Source organism: Mycobacterium sp. NGS57 (assembly GCF_059812405.1).
Genome location: NZ_JCALCP010000003.1, coordinates 24,637 through 43,795, shown reverse-complemented (window position 1 = coordinate 43,795; position 19,159 = coordinate 24,637). Strand labels below are relative to the sequence as shown.

17 protein-coding genes and 1 pseudogene are annotated in these 19,159 nt (G+C 70.3%); 8 read left to right on the top strand and 10 right to left on the bottom strand.

Features of this window, described 5'->3' with window-relative positions; translation table 11 throughout:
• The first annotated feature begins 16 nt into the window (after window positions 1–16).
• Window positions 17–478, top strand: a complete 462-nt coding sequence (locus AC5Y43_RS06595) for a nitroreductase/quinone reductase family protein (RefSeq protein WP_499970589.1) — start codon at window positions 17–19, stop codon at window positions 476–478.
• A gap of 29 nt (window positions 479–507) precedes the next feature.
• Here the strand turns inward: AC5Y43_RS06595 and cobN are convergent, their stop codons facing one another.
• Window positions 508–4,083: a cobaltochelatase subunit CobN gene (gene cobN / locus AC5Y43_RS06590; protein WP_499970587.1), complete on the bottom strand. Its 3,576-nt coding sequence runs from the start codon at window positions 4,081–4,083 to the stop codon at window positions 508–510.
• 3 nt (window positions 4,084–4,086) lie between these two features.
• Window positions 4,087–4,764 carry an alpha/beta fold hydrolase gene (locus AC5Y43_RS06585; RefSeq protein ID WP_499970585.1) on the bottom strand — a complete coding sequence of 226 codons (678 nt, stop codon included), beginning with the start codon at window positions 4,762–4,764 and terminating at the stop codon, window positions 4,087–4,089.
• 80 nt (window positions 4,765–4,844) lie between these two features.
• Between AC5Y43_RS06585 and cobG the strand changes: the two genes are divergently transcribed.
• Genes cobG through AC5Y43_RS06570 form a run of 3 tightly spaced genes read left to right on the top strand, consistent with a single transcriptional unit; the run spans window position 4,845 to window position 8,051 of the window.
• Window positions 4,845–5,951, top strand: a complete 1,107-nt coding sequence (gene cobG / locus AC5Y43_RS06580) for a precorrin-3B synthase (protein ID WP_499970583.1) — start codon at window positions 4,845–4,847, stop codon at window positions 5,949–5,951.
• Between the two features lie 4 nt (window positions 5,952–5,955).
• Window positions 5,956–6,582 (top strand): precorrin-8X methylmutase, encoded by a 627-nt coding sequence (locus AC5Y43_RS06575; protein WP_499970581.1) that lies wholly within the window; start codon window positions 5,956–5,958, stop codon window positions 6,580–6,582.
• Window positions 6,579–8,051: a precorrin-2 C(20)-methyltransferase gene (locus AC5Y43_RS06570; RefSeq protein WP_499970579.1), complete on the top strand. Its 1,473-nt coding sequence runs from the start codon at window positions 6,579–6,581 to the stop codon at window positions 8,049–8,051. The genes AC5Y43_RS06575 and AC5Y43_RS06570 overlap by 4 nt, the downstream gene beginning before the upstream one ends.
• 4 nt (window positions 8,052–8,055) lie before the next feature.
• Here AC5Y43_RS06570 and AC5Y43_RS06565 read toward each other — a convergent pair whose 3' ends face one another.
• Both AC5Y43_RS06565 and AC5Y43_RS06560 read right to left on the bottom strand, forming a co-directional pair.
• Window positions 8,056–8,676: a flavodoxin family protein gene (locus tag AC5Y43_RS06565; protein ID WP_499970577.1), complete on the bottom strand. Its 621-nt coding sequence runs from the start codon at window positions 8,674–8,676 to the stop codon at window positions 8,056–8,058.
• A gap of 42 nt (window positions 8,677–8,718) precedes the next feature.
• Window positions 8,719–10,224: a PPE domain-containing protein gene (locus AC5Y43_RS06560; protein ID WP_499970575.1), complete on the bottom strand. Its 1,506-nt coding sequence runs from the start codon at window positions 10,222–10,224 to the stop codon at window positions 8,719–8,721.
• Between AC5Y43_RS06560 and AC5Y43_RS06555 the strand changes: the two are divergent.
• The 3 genes and pseudogenes from AC5Y43_RS06555 to AC5Y43_RS06545 all read left to right on the top strand — a co-directional run.
• A pseudogene (locus tag AC5Y43_RS06555) lies at window positions 10,176–10,997 on the top strand (DUF2275 domain-containing protein); the annotation flags it as partial. The gene AC5Y43_RS06560 and the pseudogene AC5Y43_RS06555 overlap by 49 nt on opposite strands.
• A gap of 171 nt (window positions 10,998–11,168) precedes the next feature.
• Complete coding sequence (gene sigC / locus AC5Y43_RS06550) at window positions 11,169–11,723, top strand: RNA polymerase sigma factor SigC (RefSeq protein WP_499971491.1); 555 nt, start codon at window positions 11,169–11,171, stop codon at window positions 11,721–11,723.
• Window positions 11,724–11,788: 65 nt separating this feature from the next.
• On the top strand, window positions 11,789–12,298 hold the full coding sequence (locus AC5Y43_RS06545; protein WP_499970573.1) for a DinB family protein: 510 nt from the start codon (window positions 11,789–11,791) through the stop codon (window positions 12,296–12,298).
• Here AC5Y43_RS06545 and AC5Y43_RS06540 read toward each other — a convergent pair.
• The 4 genes from AC5Y43_RS06540 to dprE2 all read right to left on the bottom strand — a co-directional run bounded on the left by AC5Y43_RS06540 (window position 12,279) and on the right by dprE2 (window position 15,751).
• Entirely contained in the window at window positions 12,279–13,007 is a 729-nt protein-coding gene (locus AC5Y43_RS06540) for a cobalt-precorrin-6A reductase (RefSeq protein ID WP_499970571.1), read from the bottom strand. The two genes, AC5Y43_RS06545 and AC5Y43_RS06540, sit on opposite strands and share 20 nt — an antisense overlap.
• On the bottom strand, window positions 13,007–13,759 hold the full coding sequence (gene cobM, locus AC5Y43_RS06535) for a precorrin-4 C(11)-methyltransferase (protein ID WP_499971489.1): 753 nt from the start codon (window positions 13,757–13,759) through the stop codon (window positions 13,007–13,009). Before cobM ends, AC5Y43_RS06540 begins: the two co-directional genes overlap by 1 nt.
• Complete coding sequence (cbiE, locus tag AC5Y43_RS06530; protein ID WP_499970569.1) at window positions 13,756–14,919, bottom strand: precorrin-6y C5,15-methyltransferase (decarboxylating) subunit CbiE; 1,164 nt, start codon at window positions 14,917–14,919, stop codon at window positions 13,756–13,758. The genes cobM and cbiE overlap by 4 nt, the downstream gene beginning before the upstream one ends.
• A gap of 82 nt (window positions 14,920–15,001) precedes the next feature.
• Complete coding sequence (gene dprE2 / locus AC5Y43_RS06525) at window positions 15,002–15,751, bottom strand: decaprenylphospho-beta-D-erythro-pentofuranosid-2-ulose 2-reductase (RefSeq protein ID WP_499970567.1); 750 nt, start codon at window positions 15,749–15,751, stop codon at window positions 15,002–15,004.
• A gap of 35 nt (window positions 15,752–15,786) precedes the next feature.
• Between dprE2 and AC5Y43_RS06520 the strand changes: the two genes are divergently transcribed.
• Window positions 15,787–16,197 (top strand): F420-dependent biliverdin reductase, encoded by a 411-nt coding sequence (locus AC5Y43_RS06520; RefSeq protein WP_499970566.1) that lies wholly within the window; start codon window positions 15,787–15,789, stop codon window positions 16,195–16,197.
• A gap of 40 nt (window positions 16,198–16,237) precedes the next feature.
• Here AC5Y43_RS06520 and AC5Y43_RS06515 read toward each other — a convergent pair whose 3' ends face one another.
• Both AC5Y43_RS06515 and AC5Y43_RS06510 read right to left on the bottom strand, forming a co-directional pair.
• Window positions 16,238–16,501, bottom strand: coding sequence for a hypothetical protein (locus tag AC5Y43_RS06515; RefSeq protein WP_499970564.1), 264 nt, complete (start codon window positions 16,499–16,501; stop codon window positions 16,238–16,240).
• Between the two features lie 12 nt (window positions 16,502–16,513).
• Window positions 16,514–19,117 (bottom strand): WXG100-like domain-containing protein, encoded by a 2,604-nt coding sequence (locus tag AC5Y43_RS06510; RefSeq protein WP_499970562.1) that lies wholly within the window; start codon window positions 19,115–19,117, stop codon window positions 16,514–16,516.
• Window positions 19,118–19,159: the final 42 nt, after the last annotated feature.

The window sequence follows — 19,159 nt, the reverse complement described above, 5'->3', positions numbered from 1 at the left end:
GGACGGGAGGCTAACGATGCCGAGCGACGCGGCTTACCCCACTACCAGTCTGCAGGCCGTCCGGAAGTTTCGCAGGGAGCGCCTCATCGGTCGCTACCTCGCCAATCCCGCCGTGGCCTTGCTCGGCCGACTCGGCATCCGGACAACGTTCGCGACCGAGTTGGAAACGACTGGACGAAAATCCGGGGCGCGTCGCCGCGTTCCGGTTTCCGCCAACTTCGACGATGAAGGCGCATGGGTGATTTCCCAGCACGGGCGACGTTCAGGATGGGCCCTCAACATTGAGTCCGACCCCAAAGTGCTTATCCGGCAACGGGGCCGGTGGCGGTCCGGAATCGCCCGGTTCGAACCCGGAGACGACCCGGCCAAGCGGGCCAGCACGTTCGCGACGTCGCGGCTGCTGGCACCGGTCGTCGCCGCAACTTTCCGAGCCCTGCAGTCCGACCCGATCAGCGTGCGGATTGACTTCACGGACTGACCGGCTCAAGGGCGGCGCACCGCGCGGAGCTAGCTCTCCAGCTCGCCCTCGGTTTCCAGCAACGCCTGGCGCAGGCCGTCGACCGTTTCCGGTTGCGGCTCGGCCCACATGCCGCGGCCGGCGGCCTCGAGCAACCGTTCGGCCATGCCGTGCAGCGCCCAGGGATTGGACTCCGCCATGAACTTGCGGTTCTCCTGGTCCAGCACGTAGCGCTCGGTGAGTTGTTCGTACATCCAGTCGGCCATCACGCCCGCGGTGGCGTCATAGCCGAACAGGTAGTCGACCGTGGCGGCCATCTCGAAGGCGCCCTTGTATCCGTGCCGGCGCATCGCCGCCATCCAGCGCGGGTTGACCACCCGCGCGCGGAACACCCGGGTGGTCTCCTCGGAGAGGGTGCGGGTGCGGATCGCGTCGGGCCTGGTGTTGTCGCCGATGTAGGCGGCCGGCGCCTGGCCGGTGAGCGCGCGCACCGTGGCGACCATGCCGCCGTGGTACTGGAAATAGTCGTCGGAGTCGGCGATGTCGTGTTCGCGGGTATCGGTGTTCTTGGCGGCCACCGCGATGCGCCGGTACTGGCGGTTCATATCTTCGGAGGCAGGCCGACCGTCCAATCCGCGCCCGTAGGCGAATCCGCCCCAGGCGGTATAGACCTGCGCCAGGTCGGCGTCGTCGCGCCAGTTGCGGCTGTCGATCAGCTGCAACAGACCGGCGCCATAGGTACCCGGCTTGGAACCGAAAATTCTTGTGGTGGAACGACGTTCGTCGCCATGCTGGGCCAGGTCGGCCTGGGCGTGGGCGCGCACGTAGTTGTCCTCGGCGGGTTCGTCGAGGTCGGCGACCAGCCGCACCGCGTCGTCGAGCATGGTCACGACGTGCGGGAACGCGTCGCGGAAGAACCCGGAGATCCGCACGGTCACGTCGATGCGCGGGCGGCCCAGCTCGGCCGGTGGGATCGGGGTCAGGCCGACGACGCGCCGCGAAGCGTCGTCCCACACCGGCCGAACCCCCAGCAGCGCGAGGACTTCGGCGATATCGTCGCCGGCGGTGCGCATCGCCGAGGTTCCCCACACCGACAGCCCGACCGACTGCGGCCACTGCCCGTGGTCGGCGCGGTACCGGGTCAGCAGCGAATCCGCCAGCGCCACACCGGCTTCCCAGGCCAGCCGCGACGGCACCGCCTTGGGGTCCACCGAGTAGAAGTTGCGCCCGGTGGGCAGCACGTTGACCAGGCCGCGCAGCGGCGACCCCGACGGGCCGGCGGGAATGAACCGGCCGTCCAAAGCCCTTAGCACCTGGCCGATTTCGGCGGCGGTGCCGGCCAGCCGGGGCACCACCTCGGTGGCGGCGAACCGCAGCACCGCGGCGACGTCGGAGTTGTCGGTGAGCCCGTCGGGGGCGGCGGGGTCCCAGCCGGTGGCCTGCAGAGCCGCGACCAACTCCCGGGCCGCGGCCTCGGCGCGGTCGACTGCGGCGCGTTCGTCGGTCCCGTCCTCGGCCAGCCCGAGCGCCTGGCGCAACCCGGGAATGACGTGCTCGCCGCCGAACAGCTGGCGCGCCCGCAAAATGGCCAGCACGAGGTCGAGTTCGGCTTCCCCCGTGGGCTTTTGACCCAGCACGTGCAGCCCGTCGCGGATCTGGACGTCCTTGATCTCACACAGCCACCCGTCGACGTGCAGGATCATGTCGTCGAACGCGTCCTCTTCGGGCCGCTCGGTCAGCCCCAGGTCGTGGTCCATCCTGGCGGCGCGGATCAGCGTCCAGATCTGCTGGCGGATGGCCGGCAGCTTGCCGGGATCCAGCGCCGCGACCGTGGCGTGCTCGTCGAGCAGCTGCTCCAAACGGGCGATGTCGCCGTAGGTTTCGGCGCGCGCCATCGGCGGGATGAGGTGGTCGACGAGCACGGCGTGGGCCCGCCGCTTGGCCTGCGTGCCCTCGCCGGGGTCGTTGACCAGGAACGGGTAGATCATCGGCAGGTTGCCCAGCGCGGCGTCGGGCCCGCAGGACGCCGACATGCCCAGCGTCTTGCCCGGCAGCCACTCCAGGTTGCCGTGCTTGCCCAGGTGCACGACGGCGTGCGCCCCGAATCCGGCGTCCAGCCAGTGGTAGGCGGCCAGGTAGTGGTGGCTGGGCGGCAGGTCGGGGTCGTGGTAGATGGCGACCGGGTTTTCCCCGAATCCGCGGGGCGGCTGGACCATCAGGACCAGGTTGCCCGCGCGCAGGGCGGCGATGACGATCTCGCCGTCGGGGTCGGCGCTGCGGTCGACGAACAGCTCGCCGGGTGGCGGGCCCCAATGCGCGACGACGGCGTCGGTGAGTTCGGCCGGCAGCGTGGCAAACCAGGCCCGATAGTTCTTGGCGGACACCCGGATCGGGTTGCCGGCCAGCTGGCTGTCGGTGAGCCAGTCGGGGTCCTGCCCGCCGCGCTCGATCAGCGCGTGGATCAGGGCATCACCGTCGCCCGCGTCGACGCCCGGCAGATCGCCCACCTGATAGCCGCGCTCGCGCATCGCCCGCAGCAGCGCGACCGCGCTGGCCGGGGTGTCCAGCCCCACCGCGTTGCCGATGCGGGCGTGCTTCGTGGGATAGGCCGAAAACACCACGGCGACGCGCTTTTCGGCCGCCGCGACGTGGCGCAGCCGCGCGTGCCGGATGGCCAGGCCCGCGACCCGCGCGCAGCGTTCGGCGTCGGCGACATACGAGATCAGCCCGTCGGCGTCGATCTCCTTGAACGAGAACGGGACCGTGATGATGCGCCCGTCGAACTCGGGCACCGCCACCTGGCTGGCCACGTCGAGCGGGGACAGGCCGTCGTCGTTGTCCGCCCACTGGTCGCGGGCGCTGGTCAGGCACAACCCCTGCAGGATCGGGATGTCCAGGGCCGCAAGGTGTTCGACGTTCCAGCTGTCATCGGAGCCCCCGGCGGCCGCCTCCGCGGGTCTCAATCCCCCGGCGGCCAGCACGGTGACCACCATGGCGTCGGCGTCGGCGAGCCGTTGCAGCAGTTCGGGTTCGGCGGTGCGCAGCGAGGCGCAGTAGACGGGCAGCGCCCGCCCGCCGCCCTCCTCGATGGCCCGGCACAGCGACTCGACGTAGGAGGTGTTGCCGGCCAGCTGCTGGGCGCGGTAGTAGAGCACCGCGATGGTCGGGCCGTCGCTGTCGCCGGCGTGCGGCCGCTCCAGCTCGCCCCAGGTGGGGGTCACCACGGGCGGGGTGAACCCGAAGCCGGTCATCAGCACCGTGTCCGAGAGGAAGGCGTGCAACTGGCGCAGGTTCTCCACGCCGCCGTGGGCCAGGTAGACGTGCGCCTGCACCGCGATGCCGGCCGCCGGCGTGGACAGCCCGGTCAGTTCGGCGTCGGCGGCCTGCTCGCCGCTGACCAGCACCGTCGGGACACCGCTGGCGATCACCGCGTCGATGCCGCCCTGCCAGGCGCGGTAACCGCCGAGGATCCGCACCACCGCGACCGCCGCGCCGTCCAGCAACTCCGGCAGTTCCTCATCGGACAGCCGCGCCGGGTTGGCCCACCGATAATTCTTGCCGCTGGAACGGGCGCTGATCAGGTCCGTGTCGGACGTCGACAGCAGCAGGATGGTCGGTTCAGCCACCCGTCATTCGTACCGCAGCGTGGCCGCGATGCGGGCGGCGACCTCTGCGGCCACCTCCAGCGCCCGCCCGCCCGTCGCCGCCTCGTAGCGATCCGCGACGGGGTCGTAGTCGGCGCCGGCGATCGACCCGTGGTCGGCAGCCAGCTCCACCAGCTCCACCGGCCAGCCGGCCCGCTCGAGCCCGGCGGCGAACTCCCGGCTGGCGGTCACCGGCACGGCGTCGTCGGAAAGGCCGTGCAAGAGCGTGAACGGCGCCCCGACGCGGTCGGTGGGCAGCGCGTCGCCCGGCGGCCGGCCGGAGATCGGGTCGGCGACCATGAAGGCGCCGGCCAGACACACCGTGTGCGCCAGCGCGACACCGAAGCGCGCCGCGCCCAGGGTCAGCGCCGCCGCGGCGCAGCCCCCCATGGACCACCCGACGAGCACCATCCCGTCGGGGTCCGCGGCGAAGTTGCGCGCGAACTCCAGCGAACCCAACAGGTCGCCGCGCCCGCCGTCGCCGGCGTGGGAGTTCCAATCCGGGGCCACCACCGCGGCGCCGTGACCGGCGAGCAGGCCGGCGAGGGGGCGCACGGCCGTGCGGGCGTCGGTCTGCATGCCATGCCACAGCAGGACCGTGGCTTGCGTCGAATCGCCGAAGATGTCGGCCTTGCGCCCGGGGGCATACTCCACCGTTTCCACGGGGACGAGTGTGCCCCGGGCGGACCGCATCCAACCGCGAAGTGGTGCCCCGGGGACTCGAGGAGTCGTACCGTGATTGGGTGGTCCGAACCCGCGACACGGACGCCTGCCCGGGCGCGCTGCAGGTGCACCAGGCCGCCGACGGCGCGCTCGTTCGGGTCCGGCTGCCCGGCGGCATGATCGCCGCGGCTCAGCTGGCGGCGCTGGCCGGGCTCGCGAACGAGTTCGGGTCCGCGACGCTCGAGCTGACCGCCCGCGGCAACGTGCAGGTGCGCGGAATCGCCGACGTGACCCCGGTAGCCGAGGCAATCGCCCGCGCAAGCCTGTTGCCGTCCCCCACGCACGAACGGGCCCGCAACATCGTCGCGTCGCCGCTGTCCGGTCGCGCCGGCGGACGCGCCGACGTGCGGGCGTGGGTGGGCGAGCTGGACGAGGCGATCTGCGCCGAGCCCGGGCTGGCCGAGCTGGGGGGCCGGTTCTGGTTCAGCCTCGACGACGGCCGCGCCGACGTGTCCGGGCTGGGCGCCGACGTCGGCGCGCACGTGCTCGACGACGGGGTCGCGCTGCTGTTGGCGGGGCGCGACACCGGGGTGCGGCTGGCGGCCGGCGACGTGGCGCGATCACTGATCGGGATCGCCACCCGGTTCGTCGAGGTGCGCGGAAAGGCCTGGCGGGTAAGCGAATTGGCTGATATGGCAGCGCTGCTGCCCGGCGCGACGCTCGGTGCCGCCTTCGCCCCCGTGACCAGGGCGCCGGTGGGATGGATCGGTCAGGACGACGGCCGGGTCACGCTGGGCGCCGCGGTGCCGCTGGGCGTGCTGCCCGCGCGGGTCGCGGAATTCCTCGCGGCCATCGAGGCCCCGCTGGTCGTCACGCCGTGGCGCTCGGTGTTGGTGTGCGATCTGAGCGAAGAGACGGCGGACGCCGCGCTGCGCGTACTGGCGCCGCTGGGCCTGGTCTTCGACGAGAACTCGCCCTGGCTGAGCGTCAGCGCCTGCACCGGCAGCCCCGGATGCGCGCACTCGGCGGCCGACGTGCGCGCGGACGCGGCCGCGTCGCTGGATACCGATTGCGCCGTACATCGGCACTTCGTCGGCTGCGAACGCGCCTGCGGCAGCCCGCCGGCGGGCCAGGTCCTGGTCGCCAACGGGCAGGGATATCGCGTGCTGCGCGACGCCTTAGGGTGAGCGGGTGCTCGACTACCTGCGCGACGCGGCGGAGATCTACCGGCAGTCGTTCGCGGCCATCCGCGCCGAAGCCGACCTGACGCGGTTCCCCGACGACGTCGCCCGCGTCGTGGTCCGGCTGATCCACACCTGCGGGCAGGTCGACGTCGCCGAGCACATCGCCTACACCGACGACGTCGTCACGCGCGCCGGCGAGGCCCTGCGCAGCGGCGCGCCCGTGCTGTGCGATTCGTCGATGGTGGCCGCGGGAATCACCACCGCGCGGCTGCCCGCCGACAACCGCGTCGTCTCGCTGGTGGCCGACCCGCGCGCGGCCGAGCTGGCCGCACGCCGGCACAGCACCCGGTCGGCGGCCGGCGTCGAGTTGTGGACCGATCGGCTGGCCGGCGCGGTGCTCGCGATCGGCAACGCCCCCACCGCGCTGTTCCGGCTGCTGGAGCTGATCGACGAGGGCGCTGCCCCACCGGCCGCGGTGCTCGGCGGCCCGGTCGGATTCGTCGGATCCGCGCAATCCAAACAGGAACTCATCGACCGTCCGCGCGGGATGTCGTATCTGGTGGTGCGCGGCCGACGCGGCGGCAGCGCGATGGCCGCGGCCGCCGTCAACGCGATCGCGAGCGACACCGAATGAGCGCGCGTGGGACACTCTGGGGGGTCGGGCTGGGACCCGGCGACCCGGAGTTGGTGACCGTCAAGGCCGCCCGGGTGATCGGCGAGGCCGACGTGGTGGCCTATCACAGCGCTCGGCACGGTCGCAGCATCGCCCGCGGAATCGCCGAACCTTACCTGCGGCCCGGCCAGATCGAGGAACACCTCGTCTACCCGGTGACCACCGAGACGACCGACCACCCCGGCGGCTACGCCGGCGCGATCGAGGACTTCTACACCGAGGCGACCGCGCGCATCGCCGCCCACCTGGACGCCGGTCGCGACGTGGCGCTGCTCGCCGAGGGCGACCCGCTGTTCTACAGCTCCTACATGCATCTGCACACCCGGCTCACCGAGCGGTTCAACGCCGTTATCGTGCCGGGCGTCACGTCGGTGAGCGCCGCGTCGGCGGCCATCGCGACACCCCTGGTCGCCGGCGACGAGGTGCTGTCGGTGCTGCCCGGCACCCTGCCGGTCGCCGAGCTCACACGCCGGCTCGCCGACGCCGACGCCGCCGTCGTGCTCAAGCTGGGCCGCTCCTATCACCATGTGCGCGAAGCGCTTTCGGCGACGGGTCAGCTCGACGACGCGTTCTACGTCGAGCGGGCCAGCACGTCCGGGCAGCGGATCCTGCCCGCCGCCGAGGTCGACGGGGCCGGCGTTCCGTACTTTTCGCTGGCCATGCTGCCCGGCGGCCAGCGGCGCGAATCGCTGTCGGGTACCGTCGCCGTCGTGGGCCTGGGGCCCGGCGACCAGGACTGGATGACGCCGCAGACCCGACGCGAACTGGCCGCCGCGACCGACCTGATCGGCTACGGCGGCTATCTGGATCGCGTCCCGGTCCGCGACGGACAGCGCCGCCACCCCAGCGACAACGCCGACGAGCCCGCGCGGGCGCGGCTGGCCTGCGCGCTGGCCGAGCAGGGGCGCAGTGTCGCGGTGGTGTCATCGGGCGACCCGGGCGTGTTCGCGATGGCGACCGCGGTCTTGGAGGAGGCCAAACAGTGGCCGGGCGTGCGGATCCGGGTGATACCGGCGATGACGGCCGCGCAGGCGGTCGCCAGCCGGGTCGGCGCCCCGTTGGGTCACGACTATGCGGTGATCTCGCTGTCCGACCGGCTCAAGCCGTGGGAGGTGATCTCCGCGCGGCTGGCCGCCGCGGCCGCCGCCGATCTGGTGCTGGCCATCTACAACCCCGCGTCCAAGACCCGGACCTGGCAGGTGGGTGCGATGCGGGACGTGCTGATGGCCCATCGCGAACCCGGCACACCGGTCGTGATCGGCCGCAACGTGTCCGGACCCGACGAGGAGGTCCGCGTGGTGCGGCTGGCCGACCTCGACCCCGCCGCGGTCGACATGCGCTGCCTGCTGATCGTCGGGTCCTCGCAAACCCAGTGGCACACAGACGATTTCGGGGACCGGGTGTTTACGCCCCGGCGCTATCCCGCCTGAAGGCCTACTCGTAAGGCGGATACGGGCTTTGCCGCAGCACCCCGGCCAGGTGCACCGCGTTGCGGGCGGCGGATGCGGTAGTGCTGGCGATGACCTCCGGGACCTCGTCGAGGTCCTTGAAATCCCCGCCCTGCATGGCCTCGCCGTTCCAGTACGTGCAGCCGTGCGCCGGGATCGAGAACCCCACGTCGTTGAGCGCCTGGAACAGGTCGGCGACGATCTTGTGCGCGCCGTCCTCGTTGCCCACGACCACGGCCAGCGCCACCTTGCCGAGCGTCTTCGGCCGTCCGGCGTCGTCCTTCTCGGACAGCTCGGCGTCCAGTCGCTCCAGCACGCGCTGGGCGACGCTGGACATGTGGCCCACCCAGGTCGGCGTGGAAATCACGAGAATATCTGCGGCCCTGATCTTTTCGAGCAATCCGGGCCACTCGTCGCCCGGCCCCATGTCCGCCTCGGTGCCGGGCAGCAGGTTCAAATCGACGCAACGGACCTTCTCGCCCTCGGCGCCGGCCTTGCGCAGCTGCTCGAGCACCTGGTCGGCCATCACCTCGCTGCTCGACCGGTCGGGGCTCTTCTTCAAGGTGCAGATCAAGGCGAGGGCCCGCTGCTGTGGTGTTGAGGTCATGCCGGCGCGTACCCCGGTACCGCGCCGGCAAAACGATGCCGGTTACTGCGGCTCGCCGCCCCAACTGCTCGGCAGCATCGGCAGGGCCGGCCCGTCGCTCCAGCCGTCGCCGGCCACGGTCGCCAAACCCGTCGCCGCTGCCGCACCGGAGTTCGTTGCCGCCCCGGCGAATCCGAGCGTTCCGGCGCCGGCGTCCGACTCCAGGTATTCGTAGCGGTGGGCGCGGTCCTCGGCGGTGGCCCGAAGCCGGCGACGGCTGCGCTGCCGGGTCGCCGGCGCGGCGGCGGGAGCGGGAGCGTCGGCGTCATCGTCGGCCGGTTCCTCGGATTGACGACGCGCGCGTCCGCTGGCACTGCCGCGCGCCGAAAGCCCCGACAGGCCGACGGCGTAGAGGACATCGGACAGGCTCGCGCCGATGCCGTCCGTCACCGTCGGACCGAAGCCCACCCCTGGCCCGGCCCCGGCGGGTCCCCCTCCGATCGCCGGGGCCGGGCTTGGGGCGGCGGCGCTCGGCAGCACCGGGCCGCTGCTGCTACTCACGGGGGCGGTGCCCGCCGCGGCGGGAGCCGGCAGGGCCGCCGGCGTCGGGGCCGCCGCGGCGGTGGCCAACGGCGTGGCCACGGCGACCGGGACCGCGATGCCGGCGGCGGCCGCTCCCCCCGCTGCCAGGCCCGCGGCCGGGACTGCGAGCAACGCGGGGGCCAGCGCGACGGCCAGCTGGATCGCCTGCTGCCCGAACGGCCAGAAGATCATCAGCGTGTGGAAGGTGGCCCACCCAATCGCGGTGGCCAGGGCCGGCGTCATCCCCGGGATTTGCATGAGCGGGCCAGTGATGGAGTTGACGAACGGGACCGCGGGGATGGGCCAGCCGGCGGGGTTGAGATCCTTGGATACCGGCCACGCGAAATTCTTTGTGTACTGCTGCAGGTAGGACGCCAGTTGATCCTGCCAAGAAGTGCTGGCGGCCGGGGCCACCGCGTCAGTATGGGCGGCAGCGGCCGCCTCTCCCGCCGGGGCGGCGATCTGCGGTGCCGGCGGGGTCGGCGGGACCGCCGCGAGGGCCGCGCCGGCGGCGACCTGGTAGGCGGTCATCGTCTCGGCGGCCTGGACCCACATGCGCGCGTAATCGGCTTCGTTCACCGCGATGGGGATGGTGTTGATGCCGAAGAAGTTGGTTGCCACCAGCGCCGCGTGCACGGCGTGGTTTGCGGCGAGTTCGGCCAGCGTGGGCATGGCGGCCAGCGCGGTGGTGTGGGCCGCGGCCGCCGTCTGATGCAGCGAGGCGGCGGCCGTGCTCTTGGTGGCACCCTCCAAAAGCCAGCTCAGGTAGGGCGCGTGGGCGGCCACGTAGCGCTCCGCGGTGGGGCCATCCCAGGCGCCCTGGGCCGCGCCGAGCACGCCGGTGAGTTCGTCCGCGGCGGCGGCATACTCCGCCCCCATCGACGACCATGCCTCCGCAGCGGCGAGCAGCGGCCCGGATCCCGGACCGCTGCTGAGCAATGTGGAGTGCACCTCGGGGGGCAAGGCCATCCAGATCGGGGCGGTCATCGTCGGCGGCCGTCGGGTCGGGGCACGAATTCCTCTTCGGTCGATGGTCTGCTGAGCTGCTTGCCTCCAGTGGTCGGTTTGCCGAACGGTTTGGTTCCCGTCGTTCGTTTTTTGAGTTCTTTGCGCGCCGAGGAGCCATGCGCAACGATGCAGGGATGCGGTGTGACGTTGCGCGTGAGGCGCTTTCTGCGCGATTGGACGGCGAGCGTCCGCAAGTGCTCGCGCAACAGGTCGACGCCCACCTGGAATCGTGCCGGCGTTGCCGCGCCTGGCTGATCGGTGCCGCGGTGCAGACACGGCGGCTGGCATCGATCGAGCCGGGCCAGGGACCGGACCTGGTCGACAAAATCATGGCGAGGATCGACCAGCAGTCCCCCGCGTACCAGCGGTCGATGCGCTGGTTGCGGGTGCGCTACCGGCGCTGGGGGCTGATTGCGGTCGGCGTGTTCCAGGTGGCGATCGCCGCCGCGCAGGTCGGCGGGATGGACTTCGGGATGGTGTCGGGCCACATGCATGGCGCGATGTCGGGCGAGCACCTGATGCACGAGTCGACCGCCTGGTTGCTGGCGCTGGGTCTGGCCATGATTGCCGCCGGCGTGTGGCCCGTGACCGCGATTGGCGTGGCGGCGATTACCGGTGTGTATTCCGTCGCGCTGTTGGGTTATGTGATCGTCGACGCCTTTGCCGGCGACGTGACGGCGGCACGCATCGCCAGCCATATGCCGCTGCTGTTGGGATTGGTGTTCGCGGTGTTGGTGGCGCGCGAACGCGTCGGTTCCGGCGGGCGGGCGCGGGCCTCGGAAGCCTCCGCCGACTTCCGGGCCTGGCCATCGGCGTCGCAGAGCGGCCGGCGGCACCGGCATCTCTGGCCGATCAACCGCTCGGCCTCTTCTACGACGACCCGTCGTAGACTTACCCTGCCCACGCAACTAAGGTGGTTGGCCATGACCGCGTCCAGCGACGACGAGGCCGTTACCGAGTTGGCCTTGGCCGCCGCACGGGGCAACGCGCGAGCGCTCGAGGCGTTCATCAAAGCCACCCAGCAGGACGTGTGGCGGTTCGTCACGTACCTGTCCGACGCGGGCACCGCCGACGACCTGACGCAGGAAACGTTCCTGCGCGCCATCGGCGCGATCGAGCGGTTTTCCGGACGATCCAGCGCCCGCACGTGGTTGCTGTCGATCGCGCGCCGGGTGGTGGCTGACCACATCCGCCACGTCCGATCACGACCGCGCGCAGCGGCCGGCGCCGAGCCCGACCAGTACCTGCGTGGCGACCGCCACGCCCGCGGATTCGAAGACCTGGTCGAGGTGACCACGATGATCGCCGACCTGACCGCCGAGCAGCGGGAAGCCCTGTTGCTCACCCAGTTGCTCGGGTTGCCTTACGCCGACGCCGCCGCGGTGTGCGGATGCCCGGTGGGCACCATCCGGTCGCGCGTCGCGCGCGCCCGCGATGCGCTGCTGGCCGGTGTCGAGCGCGAGGACCTGACCGGCTAGCTTCGCGGCGATATCCACGCCGGCGCGCAAAAGAAGTAAATGCCGCCTACGCAAAGGAATTCGTCATGACCGCTGTACTCGGCCCTGGACGCCCGTTCACAGGCAGCGAACGAGAGCTGCTGGAGAACACCCTCGAGCTGAACCGCACGGAGCTTGTGCGAGCCGTCGAACACCTCTCCGGCGCCCAAGCCCGCGGGAAATTGGTGCCCTCGCTGACCACGCCCATCTCACTGATCAAGCACTGCGCCGCGGCCGAACGCATCTGGTTTCAACGAACACTGGCGGGCATGAGCATCGATGATTGCGACGGCCACGCCACCGGCGGTGACGGTAGCTTCTCCGTCGCCGAAGACGAATCCCTCGCCGACGTGATCGCCGAATACCAGACTGCGTGTCAACGGTCTGACGAACTCGCCGCGACCCGCAGCCTGGATGACACTGTCGAGCATCACATCGTCGGCACCGTGAGCCTGCGGTTCATCTATCTGGCCATGATCGCCGAGGTCGCCCGGCACGCCGGTCACGCCGACATTCTCGCCGAACAGCTTCAGGCGGCTACAGATTCAGGCCCATGACCCATTCGGCGGCGTCTTGCACCGTGCCCACCGCCGCGACGCCGGCGGGCAGTTGTGGCCGGGTAACCATGACCACCGGAATGCCCAGCGCCCCAGCGGCATCCAGCTTCGCCCGGGTCATGTCGCCGCCGCTGTTCTTGGTGACCAGCGCGTCGATCCGGTGCTCGCGCATGATGGCCAGTTCGTCGTCGTAGCGATAGGGCCCGCGCGACAGCAGGATCTGGTGGCGGCGCGGCAGCGAGGCTGCATCCGGCGCGGTAACCGCGCGGATCAGAAACCACGCCCCGCTGCCGGCGAAGACCTTGGCGCCCGAGCGGCCGGTGGTGAGGAACACCCGCTCATAGCGTTGTCGTACAACGACTTCCGCAGCTTTTTTGTCCGATGCGACTACGGTCGCGGCGCCCGGCTCCCACGCGGGGCGGGCCAGCGCCAGGTGAGGAATGCGGAGTTCGGCGCACGCTTCGGCGGCGTGCGCGGTCATGGTCGCCGCGAACGGGTGGGTGGCGTCGACGACGGCGTCGACGTGTTCGTCTTGCAGCCAGCGCCGCAGCCCGTCCACGCCGCCGAACCCGCCGACGCGCACCGGGCCGACTGGCAGCGCGGGATCGGGGACCCGGCCGGCCAGCGAGCTGACGATGTCGACCTGCGGGTGCAGGGCTTTCGCGAGCGCGCGGGCCTCGGCGGTGCCGCCGAGCAGAAGAACCCGCATCAGTGCCGGCTTCCGCGGGTTCGCCCGGTGGAATACAGGTAGCTGTCGGTGAATCCCTCGGCGGCCAGAACGTCACCGACGATGATGACCGCGGTCTTGGTGATGTCGGCGTCGTGCATTTGCTTGGCGACGGTGAGCAGGGTGCCGCGCAGCACGGTCTGCCGCGGCCAGCTGGCGAAAGCCACCACTGCCGTGGGCGTTTCGGGTCGGTAGCCGCCCTCGAGCAGCTGCGGGACGATGGCGTCGATCTGGGCGGCGGCCAGGTGCAGGACCAGCGTGGCCTTCGATTTCGCGAGGGCGGTCAGCTCCTCTCCGGGCGGCAGCGGCGTCGACAGGGTGGCCACCCGGGTCAGTGTCACCGTCTGCGCCACGCCGGGCACGGTGAGCTCACGCTTCAACGCGGCCGCCGCCGCGGCGAAAGCCGGTACGCCCGGCACGATTTCGTAGTCGATGCCCAGCGCGTCGAGCCGGCGGCACTGCTCGGCCAGCGCGCTGTAGAGCGACGGGTCCCCGGAGTGCAGCCGCGCCACGTCGTGGCCGGCGCCGGCCGCGGCGATTTCGGCGACGATCTGCTCCAGCGTCAGCGGGCCGGTGTCGATGACTTTCGCGCCGGGCGGACACAGCGTCAGCAGGTCGTCGGGCATGATCGAGCCCGCGTACAGGCACGTCGCGCACGATTGCAGGAGCCGTTGGCCGCGGACGGTGATGAGGTCCGCGGCGCCGGGCCCCGCTCCGATGAAATACACCGTCATTTCGTCATCGCCCACTGGGTGACCGGATACTGAGGGCGCCAACCGGTGAATCCGCCCAGCGGCTCCGCCTGGTAGTGCTGGAGGCGTTGCAAATCGCCGCCGTAACGGGAGTATGACTGCGCGAGAATGGATTCCGATTCGGCCGTGACGGCGTTGGCGACGAGCCGCCCGCCAGCGGGCAGGTAGTCCAGGCACGCTTGCAGCAGTCCGGGTTGGGTCAGGCCGCCGCCGATGAAGATCGCCGACGGGGCTTCGGCGCCGGCGAACGCGCCCGGCGCCTCGCCCCGGATGTCGATGTTGACGCCGAAGGCGGCGGCGTTGCTTTCGATGTTGTGGCGGCGCCCCTCGTCGCGCTCGAACGCCACGGCGCTGCAACTGCGCCAGCTCAGGCACCACTGGACACCGATGCTGCCCGAGCCGGCACCGACGTCCCACAGTCGCTCACCCGGGCGCGGCGCCAGCGCGGCCAGGGTCACCGCGCGCACACCGTGTTTGGTGATCTGGCCGTCGTGGACGAACTCGTCATCGGGGTGCGGCGCCACGCGTTCGTCGGGCAGGTAGCGCACGGCGATCACGTTGAGGTCGTCGACGTCGGGCGAAGCATCGGCCCACTGCCGCGCGGTTCCGTCGCGCCGGCGTTCGGTTGGGCCACCGAGGTTTTCGAGCACGGTGAGCTCGGAGTCGCCGCGGCCGTGGGTGTCGAGCAGTGCTGCCAGCTCCTTTGGTGTTGACCGGTTTTTCGACAGCACGATTGCTTGGCCGCCCCGTCTTACCGCGGTGTGTGGTGGCGCCGTGACCAGACTGATCACCTCGGTGTCGTGAACGTTCCAGCCCATCCGCGCGCACGCCAGCGCCACCGACGACACGTGCGGCAAGATCCGGACGTTTGCGGCGCCGTGCAGCCGGATCAACGCGCCGCCGATGCCATGCAGGAGTGGGTCGCCGCTGGCGACGATGTGGATGTCGCCGTCCACGAAAAGTTTTTCCAGCGCGGGCAGCAGTGGTGACGGCCATTCCCGGCGAGGCGCCGCGACGGTGTCGTCGAGCAGGTCAAGTTGTCTTCTCGAGCCGTAAATGACTGCGGCCCTGCGGAGTTCGGTGCGCGACGTTTCCGTCAGCCCCGCCATGCCGTCGGCGCCGATACCGACGACGATGATCATGCGCGCCCCTCCTTCTCATCGCTTCGTCCCCCTCGCCGCTTCGCGGCTGGGGGTGCCCCCACTGCATCGTCGGCGGCGCGGATCATCGGGGCATCCTGCGCCACACGAACTGCGGCAGCATCCGCATCACGGCGGCCGCGGGACCCAGCGCCCACGGGATCCACACCGCGCGCCGGCCCTTCGCCAGCGCCCGCGCGGTCGCGGCGGCCACCTGCGCGGGCGTGCTGGACAGCGGCGCCGGCGACATGCCCTGCGTCATGCGCCCGATCACGAATCCCGGCCGGACGATGAGCAGGCGTACGCCGGTGCCGTGCAGGGCGTCGGCCAGTCCGCCGGCGAAGCCGTCCAGGCCGGCCTTCGCCGAGCCGTAGACGTAGTTGGCTCGCCGCACGCGCGCGCCGGCGATCGACGAGAACACCACCAGCGAGCCCTTGTCCGCCTTGCGCATGGCGGTGGCCAGGTGGGTGAGCATGCTGACCTGGGCGACGTAGTCGGTGTGCACGACGGCGACGGCGTGGGCGGCGTCGTTCTCGGCGCGGGCCTGGTCCCCGAGGATGCCGAAGGCCAGCACCGCGGTGCCGACGGGCCCGTGCTCGGCGACGATGTCGGCGACCAGCGGGCCGTGCGAGGCTAGGTCGTCGGCGTCGAACTCCCTGGCGTGCACGGCCGCGGCGCCGGCGTTTCGCACAGCGGCGACCTCCGCGTCGAGGCGGTCGGCGTTGCGGGCGGCCAGCACCACCGTCGCTCCGGGGGCCAGGAGCCGCGCGAGCTCGATGCCGATCTCGCTGCGACCGCCCAGGATTAGTACCGGACCAGCGCCCGTGTCGTCCACGGCTGCGATTATCACCTGCGCTAGCGTGAGCGGTGATGGCGAATACCACTACGCGGCTGACCGACGATGCCCTGGCGTTCCTGTCAGAACGTCATCTGGCCATGCTGACGACGCTGCGGGCCGACAATTCCCCGCATGTGGTCGCCGTCGGTTTCACCTTCGATCCCAAGACCCACATCGCGCGCGTCATCACCACCGGCGGGTCGCAGAAGGCCGTCAATGCCGATCGCGCCGGGTTGGCCGTACTCAGCCAGGTCGACGGCGCGCGGTGGCTGTCGCTGGAGGGCCGGTCGAAGGTGAACAGCGATGCCGACGCGGTTCGCGACGCCGAGCTGCGCTACGCCCAGAGGTATCGCACCCCACGCCCGAACCCGCGACGGGTGGTCATCGAGGTACAGGTGGAGCGGGTGCTGGGGTCGTCGGATCTGCTGGACCGCGGCGAGTAGTTGCGAACTGCGCGGCCGGCCCATTGTCAGCGTCCGCGCATTACACGGGGATCCCTCGGTTACTGCCCGGTCTTTGTAGCAGCAGCTCATCGTGCTCACGACGGCGACAAGCTTCGATGAATTCTAATGCTGCTGCCTTGTTTCGCAGGAATTCTTCGTACTGGTTCGGATTAAGCTCATAATATTCTTCGTAGTCGACGACGCCATTGCTAACGGGTAACGACGCATAGAAACGGCCCGAAGTCGACTCCACGCCTAATGAGTATCTGTCCTCTCGCGAAAAATAGGTATCCTCGAATTTCATCTCAGCTCTTTTCTACTTGAAGATATCGGTCACGCTGTAATCGTCCGGCAGTATCGTTTCCCCGTCCACGACGGCCTCGGACGAACCGTTCGGCAAGTGGCCGCCCGGAATCCATTGGTCATTGGCCCCCACTTCGTTACCTGAGGGAATACGTAGGTTGAATTCTTCGGGATTAGCTATGTCGATCCTAACGACCTTGTTCGAGTCGAGGAAGCCCTCAGGTAGTCCGAGCTCATTCTCCATTGCGCGGGGGTCGCCCTTGGTCGCCGTCATCATTGCATCAGCTTCGTCTTTTGGCATTACGAATGAGGTGCCGTCCCGTTGAGCGATCCCATACTTTTCAAGATTACTCTCTGGCATGAATCGCGTCGCACCATCAGCAAATTTATTCAAATGTCTGTCAATGTATTCGGGCGATAAGTATTCTGATGGGTCCGGACGATTACCCTTCGGCATCGCGATGATTTCGTCGCGCTTTTCGGCACTCAGCCCTCCCGACAATGGATCATCGCCGTTACGACTATCACCGTCACCTGGCCCGTGAGATGCGCCATCATCTGGTGGTGTGTGCCCGTCATGGCCGCTGGAACGCCCATCGCCAGGCCCGTGCGGTCCCCCGCCATGCGGCTTTCCGTGCGGGTGTCCGCCGAGGGCACCATCGTCACCCGGCGGGTGCCAGCCGCCACCGGGCGGGGACATATCGGGCGGGCGTGCCGGCGGGGCCGAGAAATGCGGCGTCGCGGCAGGAAGCGACGGGGCCGCCGTCGGTGCATGCGCGGCGACGGGCGCGGGCTCGGCAAGGCTGGGCGGTACCGGCGCCGGTGCGTGTTCGACCAGTCGCGGGACGGCGGCTGGCACGCGCTCCCCGACCGCGGCGGGCGCGGACACAAGCGGCGAACCGGGCGCGGGCGCCGATACAGGTTCGTGGGGTCCCCCGACGGGGGCCGGTGCGGGCTCATGCGGAGCACCGATCGGCTCATGTGGCCCGCCGACAGGTTCATGAGGTCCGCGCCCGGGCGACGGGGCGGCGTTCGCGGGCTCGCGCGGTTCGCCGGCCTCGCCCGGCGCGTGAGGTCGCGGCTCGACGGGCGGATCCAGCGGCTTGGGCGCCGGCAGCTCCACCGGACGCCCCCCGAGCGGCGGTTCGATCTTGGGCAGATTGGCGCTGACGTCTTCGAGGCCCTTGGTCAGATCGCCGCCCGTCCCGGCGATGTCGGCCAACCCGCGGGCATCCCCGAGCGCACCCGCGACCTTCCCGAACGCGCCCTCCGCCTTGCCCGCGGCTTCCGCGGCCTCGGCTCCCTCACGCGCGACCGCCCCGGCGCCGTCGGCCGCCGCTCCGGCCTCTCCCCCGCCCGGAACGACTAGCAATGCGAGGTCGAAGAGGTTTTCGCCCAATCCCAATCCTGGCCGGGCGGTACTCCAATCATCCAGGTGCAGAAGCGATTTGGCCTGCTGTAGCTGTGTTTCGGCGGCCTCTTGGGGATGGATCATTGCATTGAACACACTCCCCTTCCACATGGTCTTGCCCAGATCCGACCAGGTCGCCGCGGCGCCCTCGGGATCGAGGGCAAACCATGCCGGGTTGAGATCTTCGAGGGCCAGCACCGTACCGAGGAAACCCTTGACGACCCCCTCGTCCATGTTCACCAAAAAGTCGAGCTGGTTCCCGACCGAATTGCCGACCTCTTCACCCAGAAACTGGGTCAACTGCTTGCGCGTCCACTTCTCGAATTTGACGATCAGGCCGTCACCAGACTGCATGGCCATCTTGAATTCCTGCTCCTCGGCCCGGGCCTCCCGACCCAGGTCATGCAGGATGGCGTTGATGTCGTTGGCGATCTTTTTGATCTCGTCGAGCGCGTCGCCCTTGATGATCAACATCAAGTCGTGCCCAAGGTCGGCGAGGGACCCGAGCCGGTGCAAGAGGTCGCGGATCGCGTTTTGGGCTTGCTCGACATCGCCGGCGAACTTGTCGAGGGCAGTCGCCAGCTTTGCCGACCCCTCGCCGATTTTGGCGATACCGTCCCGGATTTGCGACAACGCCACATCGATCTTCCCGCCCTCGGGGATCTGATGCGCATCCAGCAGCACCATCGCGCTGTTCAGCGCGGTTACGGTCCCGACAGTGCCCGCGGCGAAGCCCCGCCACCGCGCCGCTGCCGCGCGTATGGCGGCGACGTCGCCGTCGGGCCACGCGTCGGCGACGAACGCGTCCACCACGGCCCACAGCAGCGGCGGCGGTTCGCCTTTGCCCCACGTCCCGGGTGGCCCGGGCGCCGTGACCTTGACCGGCTCGGGCGGCGACTGCAACACACCGGCGCCACCACCGAGCGTGGACGCCGCCTCAGCCTTCGAGTAGTTCGACGCGCCCTGCTGTATCAGGGCCCCGCAGTGGCCGCAGGCGTTGACGGCGGCCGCCATGGCCTTCAGCAGCGATTCGGCGGCATCTTGATAGGCCTCGCCGAACAGGTGGCCTGCCGCATCGACGCCGGTGTGGGCGGCAAAGCCTGACGCCAACACGGTCAGGTTCGCGGTCAGCCCACCACCCGCGGCGACCACGGCGCTGCCCGCCGCGAACAACGCCTCCGGATCGACAACCAGCGGAGGAGCCACGCGCGGAATTCTCGTCGAGGTCTCCGCGCGCCGCTATTCACC

What these genes read in the sequence shown, in the direction of transcription:
- AC5Y43_RS06595 (WP_499970589.1), top strand. Translation starts at nt 17, where the DNA reads ATGCCGAGCGACGCGGCTTACCCCACTACCAGTCTGCAGGCCGTCCGG.
- AC5Y43_RS06570 (WP_499970579.1), top strand. Translation starts at nt 6,579, where the DNA reads ATGAGCGCGCGTGGGACACTCTGGGGGGTCGGGCTGGGACCCGGCGAC.
- AC5Y43_RS06565 (WP_499970577.1), bottom strand. Translation starts at nt 8,676, where the DNA reads ATGACCTCAACACCACAGCAGCGGGCCCTCGCCTTGATCTGCACCTTG.
- AC5Y43_RS06560 (WP_499970575.1), bottom strand. Translation starts at nt 10,224, where the DNA reads ATGACCGCCCCGATCTGGATGGCCTTGCCCCCCGAGGTGCACTCCACA.
- sigC (WP_499971491.1), top strand. Translation starts at nt 11,169, where the DNA reads ATGACCGCGTCCAGCGACGACGAGGCCGTTACCGAGTTGGCCTTGGCC.
- AC5Y43_RS06545 (WP_499970573.1), top strand. Translation starts at nt 11,789, where the DNA reads ATGACCGCTGTACTCGGCCCTGGACGCCCGTTCACAGGCAGCGAACGA.
- AC5Y43_RS06540 (WP_499970571.1), bottom strand. Translation starts at nt 13,007, where the DNA reads ATGCGGGTTCTTCTGCTCGGCGGCACCGCCGAGGCCCGCGCGCTCGCG.
- cobM (WP_499971489.1), bottom strand. Translation starts at nt 13,759, where the DNA reads ATGACGGTGTATTTCATCGGAGCGGGGCCCGGCGCCGCGGACCTCATC.
- cbiE (WP_499970569.1), bottom strand. Translation starts at nt 14,919, where the DNA reads ATGATCATCGTCGTCGGTATCGGCGCCGACGGCATGGCGGGGCTGACG.
- AC5Y43_RS06520 (WP_499970566.1), top strand. Translation starts at nt 15,787, where the DNA reads ATGGCGAATACCACTACGCGGCTGACCGACGATGCCCTGGCGTTCCTG.
- AC5Y43_RS06515 (WP_499970564.1), bottom strand. Translation starts at nt 16,501, where the DNA reads ATGAAATTCGAGGATACCTATTTTTCGCGAGAGGACAGATACTCATTA.